Below are 17,457 nucleotides of genomic sequence, written 5' to 3' on the forward strand. Positions count from 1 at the left end.
TAAGCTCGCCGACCGCCCGAAAAGCGGCTGATGTTGTTCCCTTCACCTGAGGATTTGCACGTGCGGACAAGACCGGTGGCCAACCTGAGCGTGGCGTTGTTGTTGTGTGCGGTGGCCCAGGCCGTAGCGCAGTCCCAGGCGCCGCGCGTGCACCCGGTGCAGGTGGACGCGTCGCGGCCCGACTGGGAGAACCCGGCCGTGTTCGCGCGCGGCAAGCTGCCGGCGGTGGCGACGCACTTCGCGTTCGAGAGCCGCGCGCTGGCGCTGGCCGGCGACAAGGCCCGCTCTGCCCGCTACCAGACGCTGGACGGCCTCTGGCAGTTCAACTTCTCGCCCTCCGCCGACGCCGTGCCGGCGGGCTTCGAGCAGCCGGGCTACGACGTCTCGGGCTGGAAGCCCATCAAGGTGCCCGCCATGTGGCAGGCCGAGGGCTACGACCAGCCGCGCTACAACAACATCGCCTACCCGCACCCGGCCAACCGGCCGCTGATCCCGCATGCCACCAACCCGGTGGGCTCATACCGGAAGACCGTCACGCTGCCGGCCACCTGGGCGGCGCAGGACGTGATCTTGCACATCGGCGCGGCCGGCTCGGCCTACCGCGTCTGGGTGAACGGCAAGGAGGCGGGCTACTCCGAAGACTCCAAACTGCCCAGCGAGTTCGACATCACGAAGCTGCTGAAGCCAGGGGCGGAGAACGTCATCGCGATGCAGATCCATCGCTGGTCCGACGGCTCCTACCTGGAAGACCAGGACTTCTGGCGCGTCTCGGGCATCGAGCGCTCGGTCTACCTGAAGGCGGTGCCGAAGGCGCGCATGGCGGACCTGTTCGTGCGCGCGGGCCTGGACAGGGCCTACCGCGACGGCCAGCTGTCGACCGAGGTGGCGCTGACCGCCCGCGCCGCGCCGCTCAAGCTGCGCATGACGCTGCTGGACGGCGACAAGCTCGTGCTGACGCAGGACGCCACCGTGCCGGCCGGAGCGGCGACCACGCAGACGCTGGCCGCCCCGGTGCCCGGCGTGCGCCACTGGACGGCCGAGACGCCCAACCTCTACACGCTGCTGGTGGAGCTGTTCGACGCCCAGGGCCAGCTGCTGCAGGCGACGCCGCAGCGCATCGGCTTCCGCACGGTGGAGATCAAGGACGGCCTAGTGGCCGTCAACGGCCGGCCCATCACCATCCGCGGCATCAACCGCCACGAGCACGACCCCGAGACCTTCCATGTGATCTCGGAGGCGTCGATGCGCCGCGACATGGAGCTGATGAAGCGCAACAACTTCAACGCCGTGCGCACCTCGCACTACCCGAACGCCGAGCTTTGGTATGCGCTGGCGGACGAGTACGGCATGTACGTCATGGACGAGGCCAACATCGAGAGCCATGCCTACATGGACTACGGCAACAAGTTCCCCAAGCTGCGCGAGCAGATGCAGCTGGGCTTCGACCCCGCCTGGGACGCCGCCCACATCAGCCGTGTGATGAACATGGTGGAGCGCGACAAGAACCACCCGTCGGTCATCTTCTGGTCGCTGGGCAACGAGGCCGGCATCGGCCCCGCGTTCGAGAAGGCGGCCGCGCAGGCGCGCCAGCGCGACCCGTCGCGGCTGATCTCCTACCTGGGCTGGGGCACGCTGGACTGGAGCCACGAGCCCAACCCCTATGTCGACATCTACGCGCCGATGTACGACGACGTCGAGAAGATGGTGGACTGGGCCAAGGACCCGACGCGCAAGCAGCCCATGATCCAGTGCGAGTACGCCCATGTGCAGGGCAACTCCGGCGGCAACTTCAAGGAGTATTGGGACACCGTCTACCAGTACCCCAACAAGCTGCAGGGCGGCTTCATCTGGGACTGGGTGGACCAGTCGATGTATCGATACACCAAGGACGGCAAGCGCTACTGGGGTGACGGCGGCGAGTACGGGCCCAACCCGGGCGGTGATATCGAGTTCGGCGACGGCCTGATCCAGCCCGACCGCACGCCCAACCCGCACCTGTACGAAGTGCAGAAGGTGTTGTCGCCCATCCAGTTCGAGGCCTTCGATGCCAAGGCGTCGACGGTGACCGTGCGCAACCGGCACGACTTCCGCGACCTCTCGGGCTTTGCCTTCGAGTGGGCGCTGCAGGCCGACGGCGTGGTCGTCGCGTCCGGCTCGCTGCCGGCCTTGTCGACGCCGGCCCGGCAGGCGCAGACGGTCAAGCTGCCGCTGGCGGGTATGCAGCGCCGGCCGGGGGTGGAATACCTCGTCACCGTGCGCGCCAAGGCGAAGGCGGGCGCCGTGCCGCTGACGCCGGAGGGGCATGTCGTTGGCTGGGAGCAGTTCGCTGTTGCACCGCACGCCATCGTGTTGGCCAAGCCGGCCAGGGGTGCCGTTGAGCTGACCGAGAGCGCCGACGCCGCCACGCTGTCGGCCGGCGGCGTCACGCTCGCGCTGGACCGCCGCACCGGCCTGCTGACCGGCTACGGCCGGCAAGGCAAGCCGCTGCTGAGCGGCGGCCGGCCCAACTTCTTCCGCGCCGAGACCGACAACGACACGCTGACCGGCACCGTGCGGCAGCAGGCCGGCTGGAAGCACATGACCGAGGAGCGCCAGGTTCGCGCCATCACCGCCAAGCGCCTGCCCGGCGGCGGCGCGCAGGCCGTGGTGGAGCACGCGCTGGGCGCTGGCGCGGCCAGCTTCGTCACGACCTACACCATGCACGGCGACGGTGCCGTGGATGTGGTGGCCAAGCTGACGCCGCTCAAGAGCGACCTGCCGCCGCCGGTGCGCGTGGGGCTGTGGTTCGACACGCCGCAGGCGCTGACGACCGTGGGCTGGTACGGCCGCGGCCCGCACGAGAGCTACGTGGACCGCAAGACCAGCGCCGCCGTGGGCCTGTGGCGTGGCGCCATCGCCGAGCAGAACCACGACTACATGCGCCCGCAGGACACCGGCAACAAGGTCGACGTGCGTTGGCTGGAGCTGTCGGGCGCCGGCCACGGCCTGCGCGTGCAGGGCGCGCAGCAGTTCATGGCGAACGCGCTGGCCTTCCCCTACACCGACCTCTACCGCCGCCCGGCCGGCACCTGGAAGAGCAGCGACATCGTCCCCCGCGAGCACGGCACGCTGCTGATCGACGGCGCGCAGTGGGGTGTTGGCGGTGACAACACCTGGAGCTTCGTCGGCCAGCCGCTCATGCAGTACCGCACGCGGCTGGAGCCGATCAGCGTGGCCTTCCGCCTACAGCCCTTCGACGGCGAGGGCACGACGCCCGACAAGGCCCAACCCGCCAAGGCGACCACACCGCAATGACTCGCAAGCTGACCACCTTTCTGAGTGGCTTGCTGCTGAGCCTGGGCCTGTCCGGCTGCAGCACGCTGCCTTCCCGCGAAGCCGAACGCGCCGAGGTCATCGCCGCGATCGACAAGGCCAACAGCTACTGGATGGCCCGCACGCCGGCCCAGGAATGGGCGTTCTGGAACGTCGCGGCCTATCACACCGGCAACCTGGAGGCTTGGCGCGTCACCGGCAACGACCGCTACCTGCGCTACACGCAGGCCTGGGCCGAGCACAACCAGTGGACGGGCGCAAAGTCCAACGACAAGTCCGCCTGGAAATACAGTTATGGCGAGACCGAGGACTACGTGCTGTTCGGCGACTGGCAGATCTGCTTCCAGGTCTATGCCGACCTCTACCAGCTGGACAAGGACCCGCGCAAGATCGCTCGCGCCCGGGAGGTCATGGAGCACCAGATGGCCACCGCGCGCAGCGACTACTGGTGGTGGGCGGACGGCCTCTACATGGTCATGCCGGTGATGACCAAGCTGCACAAGATCACCGGCAACCGCCAGTACCTGGACAAGCTGCACGAGTACTACAGCTACGCCAACAGCATCATGTACGACCCGGCCGAGAAGCTGTACTACCGGGACGCCAAGTACGTCTACCCCAAGCACAAGAGCGTCAACGGCAAGAAGGACTTCTGGGCGCGCGGCGACGGCTGGGTGTTCGCGGCGCTGGCCCGCGTGCTGGCCGAGCTGCCGCCCGACGACCCGCACCGCGCCGAGTACCAGCAGCGCTTCCAGGACATGGCGGGCGCCTTGCTGGCGTCGCAGCAGCCCGGCGGCTACTGGACGCGCAGCATGCTCGACCCCGCCCACGCGCCGGGGCCCGAGACCAGCGGCACGGCCTTCTTCACCTACGGCCTGCTGTGGGGCGTCAACGCGGGCCTGTTGCCGCGCGACCGCTATCTCCCCGCCGCGCGACGCGGCTGGCAGTACCTGACCGAGGTGGCCTTGCAGCCGGACGGCAAGCTGGGCTATGTGCAGCCCATCGGCGAGCGCGCCATTCCCGGCCAGGTGGTGGATGTCAACTCGACGACGCACTTCGGCGTCGGCGCCTTCCTGCTGGCGGGGGCCGAGATGGTCCGCCTGCTCGACAAGTAGAGGACTCGCGATGGAGAGACGCCATTTCATGCAGGCAGCGGCTGCGAGCCCCGCCCTGCTGGCCGCCCACCCCGCCGCAGCCGCCACGCCGGCCCAGGAGCGGGCCTACCAGCTGAAGCTGCTGCAGCAGATGGCCGAGCCGGTGCTGGAGCCCATGTCCAGGGGGCAGCTGAAGCAGAAGTTCGAGTTGGAAGTCAGCCCCACCTGGGACGGGCGCGACCGCTCGGTCGCCTATCTCGAATGCTTCGGCCGGCTGATGTCGGGCATCGCGCCCTGGCTGGCCTTGCCGGCCGACGACACCGCCGAGGGCCGTTTGCGCCAGCGGCTGCAGCAGCAGGCGCTGCAGAGCTATGTGCATTCGGTCGACCCGCGCAGCCCCGACTATCTGACATGGAAGGGGCAGGGCCAGGCGCTGGTCGACTCGGCCTACTACACGAACGCCTTGATGCGCGCACCCCTGGTGCTGTGGGAGCCGCTGGACGCCGTGACCAAGGCGCGCATCGTGGCCGAGATCAAGGGCCTGCGCAGCATCGAGGTGCCCAACATCAACTGGCTGTTGTTCGCGGCGATGAACGAGGCCTGGCTGCTGTCCATCGGCGAGGCGCACGACCCGATGCGCATGAACGCCGCGATCCGCAAGATCAACGAGTGGTATGTGGGCGACGGCTGGATCAAGGACGGCCAGGACTTCCACTTCGACTACTACTGCTCCTACGTCATGTACCCCATGCTCATCGAGGTCCTCGAGGTGCTGGTGGCGCGGCGTGGGCCGTTCTGGGGGGCCAAGCCGGTCGAACTGCTGGCGCAGGCCACCAAGCGCGCGCAGCGCTATTGCGAACACCTGGAGCGCTTCGTCGGGCCTGAGGGCAGCTACCCGCCCATCGGCCGCTCGCTGACCTATCGCACGGCCGTGTTCCAGCCGCTGGCGCTGCTGGCCTGGCGCAAGCAGTTGCCGGCCTCGCTGCCCGAGGGCCAGGTGCGCGCGGCGCTGCACGCCGCCCATGTCGCGGTCTGGGGCGGGCCGAGCAACTTCAACAGGGACGGCTACCTGAACATCGGCTTCTGCGGCGCCCAGCCCGAGCTGGGTGACTGGTATTCCAACAACGGCAGCATGTACATCGCCGCTGCCGGCCTGCTGGCGCTGGGGCTGCCCGCGAGTGACTCCTACTGGACCGCGCCCGCGCAGGACTGGACACAGAAGAAGGCCTTCAGCGGCCGCAAGTTCCCCAAGGACTATCCCGCGAACTACTGAACCTAGATCCGGCAGCTGACCGCTTGCTGCCCGGCGCCAGATCCAGGGTCACTTCCTCATCAGGGTGCTCTTGCCGAACAGGCTCTCGATCAGGTCCACCGCCACCAGCGCCGTCTTGTTGCGCTCGTCCAGCGCCGGGTTCAGCTCCATGATGTCCAGCGACGCGAGCCGGCCCGTGTCGTGGATCATCTCCATGCACAGGTGGGCCTCGCGGTAGGTTGGGCCGCCACCCACCGTCGTGCCGACACCGGGCGCCATCACAGGGTCGAGAAAGTCGACGTCGAAGCTCACGTGCAGGTGCGTGTTGTCGTCCAGCGTCGCCAGCGCCAGCTCCATCGTGTGGCGCATGCCCACCTCGTCGATGAAGCGCATGTCGAAGACTTCCAGGTCCTGCTCGTGCACGAAGGCGCGCTCGCCCTCGTCGACGCTGCGGATGCCGATCTGGCGTATCCACTTCGGGCTGACCGCCGGCACGTGGCCGCCGATCTCGATGAGCTCCTTCGGCCCGAAGCCGCACAGGCAGGCCACGGGCATGCCGTGGATGTTGCCGCTGGGGGTCAGCTCGCTGGTGTTGAAGTCGGCATGGGCGTCCAGCCACAGCACGCGCAGCTTCTTGCCCACGTCGCGGCAGTGGTGGGCCACGGCGGCGATGGAGCCCAGGCCCAGGCAGTGGTCGCCACCCAGCAGGATGGGCATGCGGCCGGTCTTCAGCTCGTTGTAGACGGCGTCGTGCACCGTCCGGTTCCACGCCACGACCTCGTCGAGGTGGCGGTAGCCTTCCACCGGCGGTGCCCAGGGGTTGGTCGGGCCGACGAGGTTGCCGCGGTCCATCACGTCGACACCCCGGCCGCGCAGCGCCTCCGCCAGGCCGGCCACGCGGATGGCCTCGGGGCCCATGCTGGCGCCGCGGACACCGGCGCCCACGTCCGTGGGCGCGCCGATCAGGGAGACGTTGCGAAGTTTGGTCATGGGGTGTGGATGCTGGAGAGTTCGGGTTCGGTTTCGAGGACAGCCCACGCTTCCTCGGCCGTCTCGACGTATTGGAAGAGCTTCTCGTCGGCGGGGTTGATCATCCCGGTTTCGATCAGCAGGTCGATGTTGATGAGCTTGCTCCAGAACTCGCGACCGACCAGCAGGATGGGCCGGCGGCGGCTCTTGCCGGTCTGGATCAGCGTCAGCGTCTCGAAGAGTTCATCCAGCGTGCCGAAGCCGCCGGGGAAGCACACCAGGGCCACCGCGCGCATCAGGAAATGCATCTTGCGCAGGCCGAAGTAGTGGAAGCGGAAGCACAGCTCCGGCGTGATGTAGGGGTTGGGGTATTGCTCGTGCGGCAGCACGATGTTCAGGCCCACGCTCTTGCCTCCCACCTCGTAGGCGCCGCGGTTGCCCGCTTCCATGATGCCGGGGCCGCCGCCGGTGGCGACGACGACGGGCCGGCCGCGCTTGGCGCATTCGCTCGTCACGATCTGCGCGAAGCGGCGCGCCTCCTCGTAATAGCGGCTCATGCCCAGTTTGCTGCGCGCGATGCGCAACTGCGTTTCGTCGCCGCTGGCCTCGGCGGCGGCGAGCAGCGACTGCGCCGCATCGGCCGACAGGATGCGCGCGCTGCCGAAGATGACGATGGTGGACTTGACGCCCTGCTCGTTGAGCATGACCTCGGGCTTCATCAGCTCCAGCTGCATGCGCACATGTCGCATGTCCTCGCGCAGCAGGAAGTTCTCATCCTTGAACGCGAGGTTGTAGGCCATGCCCGGGCCGTCGTACTCGGGATGCGGGGGCAGGTCGCAGCACTCTTCCTTGGCAGTCGGGAAGTTGCGCGTCGGGACTTCGGTGGGCTTCATGGGCGGGCAGATTGTGGGCAGGTCAGCGCTGGATTTTGTGGCGCAAAGCGGGGTGATCTCGGGATTTCATCCACCGCAAACCGAGCACTCGGGGTCGCGCTGCATGGCGATCTCGCTCCACTGCATGCGCCGGCCGTCCAGCATCAAGAGCCGCCCGGCCAGCGGCTCGCCGATGCCGGCCAGCAGCTTGAGCGCCTCGGCCGCCTGCATGCTGCCGACGATGCCCACCAGCGGTGCGAACACGCCCATGGTCGAGCAGGCCACGTCCTCGAAGCCCGACTCGGGCGGGAACAGGCAGGCGTAGCAAGGCTGCTCGCGCGAGCGGCTGTCATAGACGCTGATCTGGCCGTCAAAGCCGATGGCTGCGCCGGAGACCAGCGGCTTGCCGTGCCGCACGCAGGCCGCGTTGACGAGGTGGCGGGTGGCGAAGTTGTCGGTGCAGTCGATGACGACATCGGCCTCGGGCACCTCGACGTCCAGCAGCTCGGCATCGGCCTTCTCCGGCAGCGCGCGCACCGTCACGCCGGGGTTCAGCGCCACCATGCGCTCAGCCGCGGACATCACCTTGGGCCGGTGCAGGCTGGCCATGTCATGGGCGATCTGGCGCTGCAGGTTGGTCAGGCCCACGGTGTCGTGGTCGACGAGGGTGATGCGGCCGACGCCTGCCGAAGCGAGGTAGAGCGCCACCGGCGAGCCCAGGCCGCCCGCGCCGATGACCAGCGCCCTGGCGTCGAGCAGGCGCTGCTGGCCTTCGATGCCGATCTCGTCGAGCATCAGGTGGCGGGCGTAGCGCAGCAGGTCGTCGTCGGTCATGGGGCGGAATGCTAAGCCCGTCCCCGGCAAGGTCTGCGCCTCGCCGCGACACTGGCGCCGATGCAGTCCACGCCTCCCGCCACCCCGCTGAGCTCCGCTCTGACGTTGCTGCTCGCCACGGCCACCGGCCTTGCCGTCGCGTCCATCTACTACGTGCAGCCGCTGCTGGGCCTGCTGTCCGGTCAGTTCGGCGTCGGCAGCGCCACCATCGGCCTGCTGCCCACGCTGACCCAGCTCGGCTACGCCGCCGCCATCCTGCTGCTGTCGCCGTTGGGCGACCGCTATGACCGGCGCCGCCTCATCGTCATCAAGGCGGCAGCGCTCGTCGCCGCGCTGGCCGGCGCGGCCATGGCGCCTGGCTTTGCGGCGCTGTGCGTGGCCAGCGTGGCCATCGGCCTGACGGCGACGCTGGCGCAAGACCTGGTGCCCGCTGCAGCCACGCTGGCGCCCGAGGCCGAACGCGGCAAGCGCGTGGGCCAGGTCATGACGGGGCTGCTGCTGGGCATCCTGCTGTCGCGCGTGGCGGCCGGGTCCCTGGCGGCGGTGGCCGGGTGGCGGGCCGTCTACGCGGTGGCCGCCGTGGTCGTCGCGCTGCTGATCCCGCTGCTGTGGCGCAGTCTGCCGCGCTTCCTGCCGGCGACCTCGGCCGGCTATGGCTCGCTGCTGGCGTCGATGGCCACGTTGTGGATGAAGCATCCGCCCCTGCGGCGCGCGGCCCTGGCGCAGGGCTTGTTGTCGGTCGCCTTCAGTGCGTTCTGGTCGACGCTGGCGCTGGTGCTCGCCGGGCCGGAGTTCGGGCAGGGCAGTGCGGTGGCGGGTGCGTTCGGCCTGGCTGGTGCAGCGGGTGCGCTGATTGCGCCGCTGGCCGGCGGCCTTGCGGACCGGCGCGGCCCGCAGGCGGTCATCCGGGCGGGTGCGCTGCTGGTGTTCGCCGCCTTTGCCGTGCAGGCGGTGGCGCCGGCGTCGCTGTGGCTGCTGGTGGGTGTGGCCGTCGTCTTTGACCTGGGCGTGCAGGTGGTGCTGGTGTCCCACCAGAGTGTGATCTACGGGCTGGATGCGGGCGCACGCAGCCGGCTCAATGCGGTGCTGGTGAGCGTGATGTTCGTGGGTATGGCGGGCGGGGCGGCGCTGGGGTCGGCGTTGTTGGCGTCGGTGGGGTGGCGGGCGGTGCCGGTTCTGGGGGCGGTGGCTGCGCTGGGGGCTTTGGTGGTGGCGCGTCGGCGTTGAGGTTTCGGGTCGCGATTGCGTAGAGCGTGTTTGCTCGGTGCATTGCCGGGAGTCCCGCCCGGCAATGCAGGCGGCGTGCAGCGGCTACGAAAAGGCAACCCACCCCACCGAGCCGCCCAAGAAAAAGGGCCTCCGAGGAGGCCCTTCACCTGTCAGAAAGCGCTCGCGCGCCAGCGACTTACTCCGCCGTCTTCGCCTCAGCCTTCTGCTCCAGCGGCGCCTTCGACGCAATCACCGGCTGGCCCTTGAGCTTGTTCAGCGCCTGCGCGAGCTGGAAGTCCTCGGCGGAGCCGAACTCGGGCAGCGGCTTGGGCGGCTCGGCGCGCTTGGCGTACTCGGCTTCCAGCTTGGCGCGCGCTTCCTCGCGGGCCTTCTGGCGGGCTTCGTTGTCCTCGGGGCCGTTGTTCAGATGCTTTTCGAGGTCAGCCTCACGCATGCGCAACGCAGCGAAGACATTGCCCTCGGCAGTTTCGTCCAGCAGCACGTCGGGCACGATGCCCTTGGCCTGGATGGCCCGGCCGGCCGGCGTGTAGTAGCGCGCGGTCGTGATCTTGATCGCGGTCTCCGGCCCCAACTGGCGGATGGTCTGCACCGAGCCCTTGCCGAACGTCTGCGCGCCCATGATGACGGCACGCTTGTGGTCCTGCAGCGCGCCGGCCACGATCTCGCTGGCGCTGGCCGAGCCCTCGTTGACCAGCACCACCAGCGGCACGGTCTTCAACGCGGCGGGCAGGCGCTTGATCGGGTCGTCGCTGCTGCGGCGGCGGTAGTCCTCCGGCGTCGCCTTGTAGCTGGCCTTGGAATCGGGGATCTGGCCGTTGGTCGACACGATCTCCACGCCCTTGGGCAGGAAGGCGGCCGAGATGGCGACGGCGCCATCCAGCAGGCCGCCCGGGTCGTTGCGCAGGTCCAGCACCAGGCCCTTCAGGTTGGGCTCCTGCTTGTAGATCTCTTCGACCTTCTTGACGAAGGCGTCGACGGTCGGCTCCTGGAACTGGCTGACGCGCACCCAGGCGTAGCCGGGCTCGATGACCTTGGCGCGCACGCTCTGGACCTTGATCTCCTCGCGCACGATGGTCACGGGGAAGCTGCGGTTCTCGGCCTTGCGGTAGATGGTGAGCGAGACCTTGGTGGCCGGGTCGCCACGCATCTTCTTGACGGCCTGATCGATGGTGAGGCCGCGCACGGCGGTGTCGTCGATGCGGCTGATCAGGTCGCCGCTCTTCAGGCCGGCGCGGAAGGCGGGCGAGCCTTCGATGGGGGAGACGATCTTGACCAGGCCGTCTTCCATGCCGATCTCGATGCCGACGCCGACGAACTTGCCGCTCGTGCCTTCACGGAATTCCTTGAAGGTCTTCTTGTCGAAGAACTGGGAGTGCGGGTCCAGCCCGGACACCATGCCGCCGATGGCGTCGTTGATGAGTTTCTTCTCGTCGACCTGCTCGACGTACTCGGCCTTGACGAGGCCGAAGACGGCAGCGAGCTGCTGCATTTCGTCCAGCGGCAGGGGCGAGAGGCTGCTGCGCGCATTGGCCTGCAGTTGCATCGTCGTGAGCGCACCCGCGACCGCCCCGAGGGCGACCCAACCAGCGACTTTCAATTTGGAGCTCATCAGAGTCCTCTTTCTACGTCCTGCCGAAACGGCTTGACAGGTGCGTCGAGTGTAGCCGGGGGGTCTGAATCGGGCTGTCGATTTACCCAACTGAAACCCTCCAGATCGGCGGTGCAGTGACGTATTGCGCGGGCGCCGCCCATGTCGGAAGTCAGGGCGCTCAGCAGCGCAGCTTCTGCCCCGTCAGCGCGCAGATGGACACGGGCTGGCCCAGCGTGTTGAAGGCCTTCACCTGCCAGCCCTGCGGCGTGGCCGTCAGCAGCGTGAAGCCGAAGTCGGTGTGGCTGCTGAAGGTTTCAAGTTGTACGCCGGGCAGCGGCGCGGTTCGCAGGGCGGCCGCCGCGTCGATGCGGCCCGAGGCGGCCGAGCCGCCGTTGCCGGTGACCAGGCTGGCCGGTTGGTTGCTCGCGAAGCCCAGCACCTGGTGGATGTGCAGGTGGCCGTGCAGCGTGGCCTGCACGCCGGGCGGGAGGAGCCGCCCGGGGCTGGCGTCCTGCAGCAGCGGCGTCAGGCCCGAGCGGGCGGTGGCGGGCCGGCCGAGCAGGCTTGGAGCGAAGGCCAGGCTGGGGTGATGGCTGAGGAAGAGGCTGTGCGCGCGCTGGGCGGACAGCTCGGCGACGCGGTCTAGCTGGCCGCGCCAGCGCTGCCAGGCGTCGGAGCCGACCGGCGGCGTGGCGCTGCCCACGGCGGCGGAGTCGAAGACGATGAGCTGGCTGCGCGAGGACAGCGGCACGGCGAAGGGCGCGGTGAAGTCGCCGTCGTCAACGCCGTTGCCGGCCGACGCGCAGGCGCGGGCGGTGCCGGTCTCGGCGTCCAGGTAGCGCAGCCAGCCCTGGCCGGCGCGCGCGCAGGCCTCGTGGTTGCCGCGCACGAAGACCCAGGGCGCGGCGGTCAGCAGCGGCTGGGCGGGCGCGAAGAAGTCGGCCTGCCAGGTGTCGTCGCCATAGCCCCAGGGGCTGCCGGCGCAGCCGGCCAGGTGGCTGGGGCAGGGGCTTTCGCGGTAGTGGTAGTCGCCGACGTGGATGACGAGGTCGGGCTTGAGCGCCATCGCGCGCGCCAGCACGCGCGGGAAGGGCCAGCCAAAGGCATCGTTGCAGGGCTGGAAGTCGCGGCCTGAGGCCTTGAGGCGGCAGCCCGTATCGCCCATGACCACGATGCGGCGCAGCTCCGCCTTGGGCGCGAGCAGCGTCAGGTGGCCGACCTGCACGCTGGCCGCGCCCGCCGGCCAGGGCGCTTCGCAGGCGCGCAGCGTGAAGCGGGTGGGCTTGCGCTCGGGCTGGGTGTTGCCGGTTGGGGGTGGCTCGTCGCCGGGGGCGCTGCGCTGCTGCATGGCGACGACGGCGTCGCCCCAGCGCAGCGTGGGGCAGGCCTCGTCGGTCAGCGCACGCACCGCCCAGCCAGGGCCGGCGACGGCCTGCACCCAGGCTTGTTGCAGGCCAACCGGCGGCGGGGCGGGTGGGGGTGGCGTGGCGCAGCCGGCCAGCGTCAGCAGCATGGCCAGCCCGGTGAAACGCGCGCGATGAATCATGTGTCGATCAACTGTGTGAGCGGCGGCAGATTAGCGCCGTCCGGCCGCCTGCCAAACGGTAGATTGCCGGCCACCCCCAACTTCGCAGCCCGTCATGACCGTTGTCCCCCGCCTTGCCTTGCTTGCCGCGCTGCTTTCGTCGTCGGTGTTTGCCGCACAGATCGGCACCATCCCGCCGGCCCAAGCGCTGACGGCGGAGCGCGTGGCGGCGCTGCCGGCGGCCGAGCGCGCGGCCTGGGCGGACTACCTGGCCCGCTCCGACGCGCAGCGCGCCGCCGACCGCGCCGCGCTGGCCGCCGAACGCAAGGGCCTGGCGACCTGGCCCGCCGCGCCGGCCGGCGGCAACGGCGCGGCCACCATGCCGCTGGACAAGCCGGCGGATTGGTATGCCAGCGACGCCGCGCTGCTGGTCGCTCGCAACATCGTCAGCTACCAGACGCCCGCCGGTGGCTGGGGCAAGAACCAGCCGCGCAACGTGGCGCCACGCGCGCCGGGCCAGTCCTTCGTGGCCGACAACAGCCCGGCGGGCGCGAGCGACGCGCCGTGGAATTTCGTCGGCACCATCGACAACGACGCGACGATCACCGAGATCCGCTTCCTCGCCCGCGTGGCCGCCGCGCACCCGGGCGCGCCTGGCGAGGCCTGGCGCCAAGCGGCGCAGCGCGGCGTGGCCTGGCTGCTGGCGGCGCAGTACCCGCGCGGCGGCTGGCCGCAGGTGTGGCCGCTGCAGGGCGGCTATCACGACGCCATCACGCTGAACGACAACGCGCTGGTGGCCGTGGCCGAGCTGATGGGTGCCGTCGCGCGCGGCGAGGCCGGGCTGGACGTGCTGCCGGCGGCGCAGCGTGCCCAGGCCGCCGCCGCCGAGGCGCGGGCGGTGCAGCTGCTGCTGGACACGCAGGTGCGCGTCAACGGCAAGCTCACGCTCTGGGCCCAGCAGTACGACCCGCTGACGCAGGCGCCTTCGTCGGCGCGCAACTACGAGCCGTCGGCGCTGAGCAGCGGCGAGAGCACCAAGGTGCTGGCCCTGCTGATGAGCCTGCCCGAGCCGTCACCGGCCGTCATCGAGGCGGTGCGCGCTGGCGTCGCGATGCTGAAGCAGTTGGCCGTGCATGACCGCGCCTGGGTCATGGTGGACGCGGTGCAGGGCAAGCGGCTGGTCGAGCAGCCCGGCGCCGGCCCGCTGTGGTCGCGCTACTACGACCCGGTGACGCTCAAGCCCGTGTTCGGCGACCGCGACCGCAGCCTGCACGACGACGTGCACGGCGTCAGCGCCGAGCGCCGCCGCGGCTATGCCTGGTGGGGCAACTGGTCGCTGAAGACGCTGGCGGCCTACGACGCCTGGGCGGCGAAGTGGGTCAGGCCCTGAAGCAACGCGTCTGCGTGAGGCCCTAGGATGAAAACCCAGTCGATTGCTGAGTTTTCATGCCCGTCCAGCGCAAGTACCGCCAGTTCCAGCGCCTGCTGATCGCAGGCAACCTCATCGTGCTGGCGCTGCTGGCCGGCAGCACGCTGCTGACCTTGCGCGCCAGCCGTGAGGCCTACACGAACAGCGCGCGCCAGTCGGTCGAGAACCTGACCCGCTCGGTGAGCCAGAACGTGGCGGCCGAGATCCGCCAGATCGACAGCACGCTGGCCTCGGTCATCCAGGAGCTGGAGCGCCTGCACCCCGACGGCCCGCTGGACGCCGCTGCGGCGCGCGTCATCATCGACGGCCGGCGCCGCCTGCTGCCCGAGGTCGACGGCATCCGCATCACCGACGCTGCAGGCCTGGTGTTGACCAGCGACACGGCCGCCCCCGTGTCGGTGGGCGACCGGCCCTACTTCGTGCAGGCCCGCGAGCGGCCCGACGCGCTGGCGCTGTCCGAGCCGTTGGTGAGCCGCGTCACGCAGCGCTGGAGCCTGGTGCTGGCACGGGCCTGGCGCGGCAGCGACGGGCGCTTCCTGGGCATCGTCTACGCGGTGTTGTCGGCCGAGCATTTCATCGAACGCTTCGAGGCCGTGGCCCGCGGCACGCGCGGCGCCGTGGCCTTGCGCACCGACGCGCTCAGGCTCGTCGCCCGCTACGCACCCGGCGCGACCGACCGCCTGGCCGGCATCGGCAGCAACAAGGTCTCGGCCGAGTTGAGCGACGCGGTGGCCCGCCGCAGCGAGAGCGGTTTCTACGTCACGCGGACCGCGTTGGATGGCATCGAGCGGGCCTCCGCCTACCAGCGCGTGGCCGGCTACCCGCTGACTGTGCTGGTGGGCCTGGACACCGAGGACTTCTATCGCCCCTGGCGGCGCGAGGCCGTGCAGCTGAGCCTGCTCAGCGGCTTGCTGGGGCTGATGGTGGCCACGCTGTCGGCGCTGGTGCTGGTGCGCCAGCGCGACCTGCTGCGCGCCCATGCCGCCACGGCCCAACTGGCCGCCGAGCAGCAGGCCATGCTGGACAACGAGCTGGTCGGCATCGCCAAGGCCGCGGACCGCCACACCGTCTGGCACAACCGCGCACTGGCCCGCATGCTGGGCTACGCGCCGGGCGGCATGGTGGGCCGGCCGACGAGCGAGGTCTATGCCGACGAGGCGGACTACCGGCGCGTCGGCCAGGCCTACGCCGAGCTGACCGAGGGCAAGCAGTACCGCACCGAGCTGCAGATGCGCCGCACGGACGGCAGCTTGGTCTGGGTCGACCTCAGCGGCGTGCGCCTGCCGGACGGGCAGTCGCTGTGGGTCATGGTGGACATCTCGCGCATGAAGGCCAGCGAGGCCGACGCCGAGCACCGCGCCGGCCATGACGCGCTGACCGGCCTGCCCAACCGCAGCCAGCTCGGCCCGGCGATTGCCGACGCCATCCGCCTGGCGCGCCAGGGCGGCCACAAGCTGGCCGTGGCCTTCATTGACCTGGACGGCTTCAAGGCCGTCAACGACGAGCTGGGCCACGAGGCGGGCGACGCGCTGCTGCGCGAGGTTGCCCGCCGCATCGGCCAGGGCATTCGTGTCAAGGACCTGGCGGCGCGCCTGGGCGGGGACGAGTTCGTCGTCGTGCTGAACGGCGTGAACCGGCGCGAGGACGTGGAGCCGGTGCTGGCGCGCATGCTGGAGGCGCTGGAAGCGCCGGTCGAGCTGCCGGGCGGCGGCAGGGCCACGGTCGGCGCCAGCGTGGGCGTGGCGCTGTGGCCGGACGACGGCCTGGAGGCCGGCGGGCTGATGGACGCCGCCGACCAGGCCATGTATGCCGCCAAGCGGGCAGGCAAACACCGCGTCGTGTTCAGCGCGGCCGGCGAGGGCCGCGCACCGGATCAGGCCTGGGTGTAGGCCGTCTTCACCGTCGTGTAGAACTCGGCCGCGTGGCGACCCTGCTCGCGCGGGCCGTAGCTCGACCCCTTGCGGCCGCCGAAGGGCACGTGATAGTCCACGCCCGCCGTCGGCAGGTTCACCATCACCATGCCGGCCTGCGAGTGGCGCTTGAAGTGGGTGGCGTACTTCAGCGAGGTCGTCGCGATGCCGGCGGCCAGGCCGAACGGCGTGTCGTTGGACAGCGCCAGCGCGTGCTCGTAGTCGCGGGCGCGCAGCACGCTCACGACGGGGCCGAACACCTCCTCGCGGTTGATGCGCATGTCGGGCGTCGTGTCGGTGATGAGCGCGGGCGTCAGGTAGAAGCCCGGCGCGCCGGCGGCGTTGGTCTCGATGCGCTGGCCGCCTTGAGCCAGCTTGCCACCCTCGCCCTTGGCGATGCCGATGTAATCCACGTCCTGGCCCAGCTGGCTGGCGTCGACGACCGGGCCGATGTCGGTGCCGGCCTTGCGGGCGTCGTCCACCTTCAGCGTCTTCATCTTCTCGACCATGGCGGCGATGAAGCGGTCGTGGATGCCTTCCGTCACGATCAAGCGCGATGAGGCGGTACAGCGCTGGCCCGTGCTGAAGAAGCCGCTGTTGACGGCCGCGTTTACGGCCACGCCCAGGTCGGCGTCGTCCAGCACGATCATGGGGTTCTTGCCGCCCATCTCCAGCTGGAACTTGGCCATGCGCGCGACGGCAGCCGCCGCGACCTTCTGGCCGGTGCCGACCGAGCCGGTGAAGCTGATGGCGGCCACGCGCGGGTCGTGCAGCAGCTTTTCGCCGACGACCGAGCCGCGGCCCATGACGAGGTTGAACACCCCCGCCGGCAGGCCCGAGCGCGACAGGATCTCGGCCAGCGCCCAAGCCGAGCCGGGCACGAGGTCGGCCGGCTTGAAGACGACGCAGTTGCCCCAGGCCAGGGCCGGCGCGATCTTCCACGCGGGGATGGCGATGGGGAAGTTCCACGGCGTGATGAGGCCGACGACGCCGATGGCTTCGCGCGTCACCTCCACGCCGACGCCGGGGCGCACGGAGGGCAGGCTCTCGCCGCCGGGGCGCAGCGCCTCGCCGGCGAAGAACTTGAAGATGTTGCCGGCGCGCACGACTTCGCCGATGGCCTCGGGCAGCGTCTTGCCTTCCTCGCGGGCCAGCAGGTCGCCCAGCTCGGCGCGGCGGGCCAGGATCTCGGTGCCGACGGCGTCGAGGATGTCGAAGCGCTGCTGCGGGGTGGACAGGCTCCAGGCCGGGAAGGCGGCTGCTGCCGCGCTGATGGCCAGGTCGGCCTGGACGGCGTCGGCTTGCGCGTATTCGCCGATCAGGTCGCGCGTGTCGGACGGGTTGATGTTGCGCGAGACGGCGGCGCCGTCCAGCCATTCACCGGCGATGAGGTTCTTGTGCATGGTGGTATCCATTGAAATGCAACCACAGAGGCACAG

12 protein-coding genes are annotated in these 17,457 nt (G+C 70.0%); 6 read left to right on the forward strand and 6 right to left on the reverse strand.

Going from position 1 to position 17,457, the window contains the following annotated elements; translation table 11 throughout:
* The first annotated feature begins 60 nt into the window (after positions 1–60).
* Genes ACG00Y_RS04350 through ACG00Y_RS04360 form a run of 3 tightly spaced genes read left to right on the forward strand, consistent with a single transcriptional unit; the run spans position 61 to position 5,679 of the window.
* Positions 61–3,294, forward strand: coding sequence for a glycoside hydrolase family 2 TIM barrel-domain containing protein (locus ACG00Y_RS04350; RefSeq protein ID WP_394476334.1), 3,234 nt, complete (start codon positions 61–63; stop codon positions 3,292–3,294).
* Positions 3,291–4,427 carry a glycoside hydrolase family 88/105 protein gene (locus ACG00Y_RS04355; protein ID WP_394476336.1) on the forward strand — a complete coding sequence of 379 codons (1,137 nt, stop codon included), beginning with the start codon at positions 3,291–3,293 and terminating at the stop codon, positions 4,425–4,427. Before ACG00Y_RS04350 ends, ACG00Y_RS04355 begins: the two co-directional genes overlap by 4 nt.
* 10 nt (positions 4,428–4,437) lie before the next feature.
* The gene (locus ACG00Y_RS04360) at positions 4,438–5,679 is read left to right on the forward strand and encodes a DUF2264 domain-containing protein (RefSeq protein WP_394476338.1); all 1,242 of its coding nucleotides are present in this window, start codon (positions 4,438–4,440) and stop codon (positions 5,677–5,679) included.
* 48 nt (positions 5,680–5,727) lie between these two features.
* Here the strand turns inward: ACG00Y_RS04360 and rocF are convergent, their stop codons facing one another.
* The 3 genes from rocF to ACG00Y_RS04375 all read right to left on the reverse strand — a co-directional run bounded on the left by rocF (position 5,728) and on the right by ACG00Y_RS04375 (position 8,333).
* The gene (gene rocF, locus ACG00Y_RS04365; protein ID WP_394476340.1) at positions 5,728–6,648 is read right to left on the reverse strand and encodes an arginase; all 921 of its coding nucleotides are present in this window, start codon (positions 6,646–6,648) and stop codon (positions 5,728–5,730) included.
* Positions 6,645–7,520, reverse strand: coding sequence for an LOG family protein (locus ACG00Y_RS04370; RefSeq protein ID WP_394476341.1), 876 nt, complete (start codon positions 7,518–7,520; stop codon positions 6,645–6,647). Before ACG00Y_RS04370 ends, rocF begins: the two co-directional genes overlap by 4 nt.
* 66 nt (positions 7,521–7,586) lie before the next feature.
* Positions 7,587–8,333 (reverse strand): HesA/MoeB/ThiF family protein, encoded by a 747-nt coding sequence (locus ACG00Y_RS04375; protein WP_394476343.1) that lies wholly within the window; start codon positions 8,331–8,333, stop codon positions 7,587–7,589.
* Positions 8,334–8,393: 60 nt separating this feature from the next.
* On the opposite strand from ACG00Y_RS04375, the gene ACG00Y_RS04380 reads away from it, so the two are divergent.
* A complete protein-coding gene (locus ACG00Y_RS04380) occupies positions 8,394–9,560 on the forward strand; it encodes an MFS transporter (RefSeq protein ID WP_394476345.1) in 1,167 nt (388 codons plus the stop codon).
* Positions 9,561–9,738: 178 nt separating this feature from the next.
* Here ACG00Y_RS04380 and ACG00Y_RS04385 read toward each other — a convergent pair whose 3' ends face one another.
* Both ACG00Y_RS04385 and ACG00Y_RS04390 read right to left on the reverse strand, forming a co-directional pair.
* Complete coding sequence (locus ACG00Y_RS04385) at positions 9,739–11,172, reverse strand: S41 family peptidase (protein WP_394476346.1); 1,434 nt, start codon at positions 11,170–11,172, stop codon at positions 9,739–9,741.
* A 160-nt stretch (positions 11,173–11,332) separates the two neighbouring features.
* Complete coding sequence (locus ACG00Y_RS04390; RefSeq protein WP_394476348.1) at positions 11,333–12,700, reverse strand: metallophosphoesterase family protein; 1,368 nt, start codon at positions 12,698–12,700, stop codon at positions 11,333–11,335.
* A gap of 94 nt (positions 12,701–12,794) precedes the next feature.
* Here ACG00Y_RS04390 and pelA point away from each other — a divergent pair, with 94 nt between their 5' ends.
* Together pelA and ACG00Y_RS04400 are read left to right on the forward strand one after the other, a co-directional pair.
* Positions 12,795–14,069: a pectate lyase gene (gene pelA, locus ACG00Y_RS04395; protein ID WP_394476350.1), complete on the forward strand. Its 1,275-nt coding sequence runs from the start codon at positions 12,795–12,797 to the stop codon at positions 14,067–14,069.
* A 56-nt stretch (positions 14,070–14,125) separates the two neighbouring features.
* Positions 14,126–15,997 (forward strand): sensor domain-containing diguanylate cyclase, encoded by a 1,872-nt coding sequence (locus tag ACG00Y_RS04400; RefSeq protein WP_394476352.1) that lies wholly within the window; start codon positions 14,126–14,128, stop codon positions 15,995–15,997.
* Here ACG00Y_RS04400 and ACG00Y_RS04405 read toward each other — a convergent pair.
* Positions 15,982–17,421: an aldehyde dehydrogenase family protein gene (locus ACG00Y_RS04405; protein WP_394476354.1), complete on the reverse strand. Its 1,440-nt coding sequence runs from the start codon at positions 17,419–17,421 to the stop codon at positions 15,982–15,984. The genes ACG00Y_RS04400 and ACG00Y_RS04405 overlap by 16 nt on opposite strands.
* Between the last annotated feature and the right edge of the window lie 36 nt (positions 17,422–17,457).

This window comes from Pelomonas parva, assembly GCF_043555835.1.
GTDB classification, from domain to species: Bacteria; Pseudomonadota; Gammaproteobacteria; order Burkholderiales; family Burkholderiaceae_C; genus Pelomonas; species Pelomonas parva.

What these genes read in the sequence shown, in the direction of transcription:
- ACG00Y_RS04360 (WP_394476338.1), top strand. Translation starts at nt 4,438, where the DNA reads ATGGAGAGACGCCATTTCATGCAGGCAGCGGCTGCGAGCCCCGCCCTG.
- pelA (WP_394476350.1), top strand. Translation starts at nt 12,795, where the DNA reads ATGACCGTTGTCCCCCGCCTTGCCTTGCTTGCCGCGCTGCTTTCGTCG.
- ACG00Y_RS04370 (WP_394476341.1), bottom strand. Translation starts at nt 7,520, where the DNA reads ATGAAGCCCACCGAAGTCCCGACGCGCAACTTCCCGACTGCCAAGGAA.
- ACG00Y_RS04380 (WP_394476345.1), top strand. Translation starts at nt 8,394, where the DNA reads ATGCAGTCCACGCCTCCCGCCACCCCGCTGAGCTCCGCTCTGACGTTG.
- ACG00Y_RS04355 (WP_394476336.1), top strand. Translation starts at nt 3,291, where the DNA reads ATGACTCGCAAGCTGACCACCTTTCTGAGTGGCTTGCTGCTGAGCCTG.
- ACG00Y_RS04400 (WP_394476352.1), top strand. Translation starts at nt 14,126, where the DNA reads ATGCCCGTCCAGCGCAAGTACCGCCAGTTCCAGCGCCTGCTGATCGCA.
- rocF (WP_394476340.1), bottom strand. Translation starts at nt 6,648, where the DNA reads ATGACCAAACTTCGCAACGTCTCCCTGATCGGCGCGCCCACGGACGTG.
- ACG00Y_RS04405 (WP_394476354.1), bottom strand. Translation starts at nt 17,421, where the DNA reads ATGCACAAGAACCTCATCGCCGGTGAATGGCTGGACGGCGCCGCCGTC.
- ACG00Y_RS04390 (WP_394476348.1), bottom strand. Translation starts at nt 12,700, where the DNA reads ATGATTCATCGCGCGCGTTTCACCGGGCTGGCCATGCTGCTGACGCTG.
- ACG00Y_RS04375 (WP_394476343.1), bottom strand. Translation starts at nt 8,333, where the DNA reads ATGACCGACGACGACCTGCTGCGCTACGCCCGCCACCTGATGCTCGAC.
- ACG00Y_RS04385 (WP_394476346.1), bottom strand. Translation starts at nt 11,172, where the DNA reads ATGAGCTCCAAATTGAAAGTCGCTGGTTGGGTCGCCCTCGGGGCGGTC.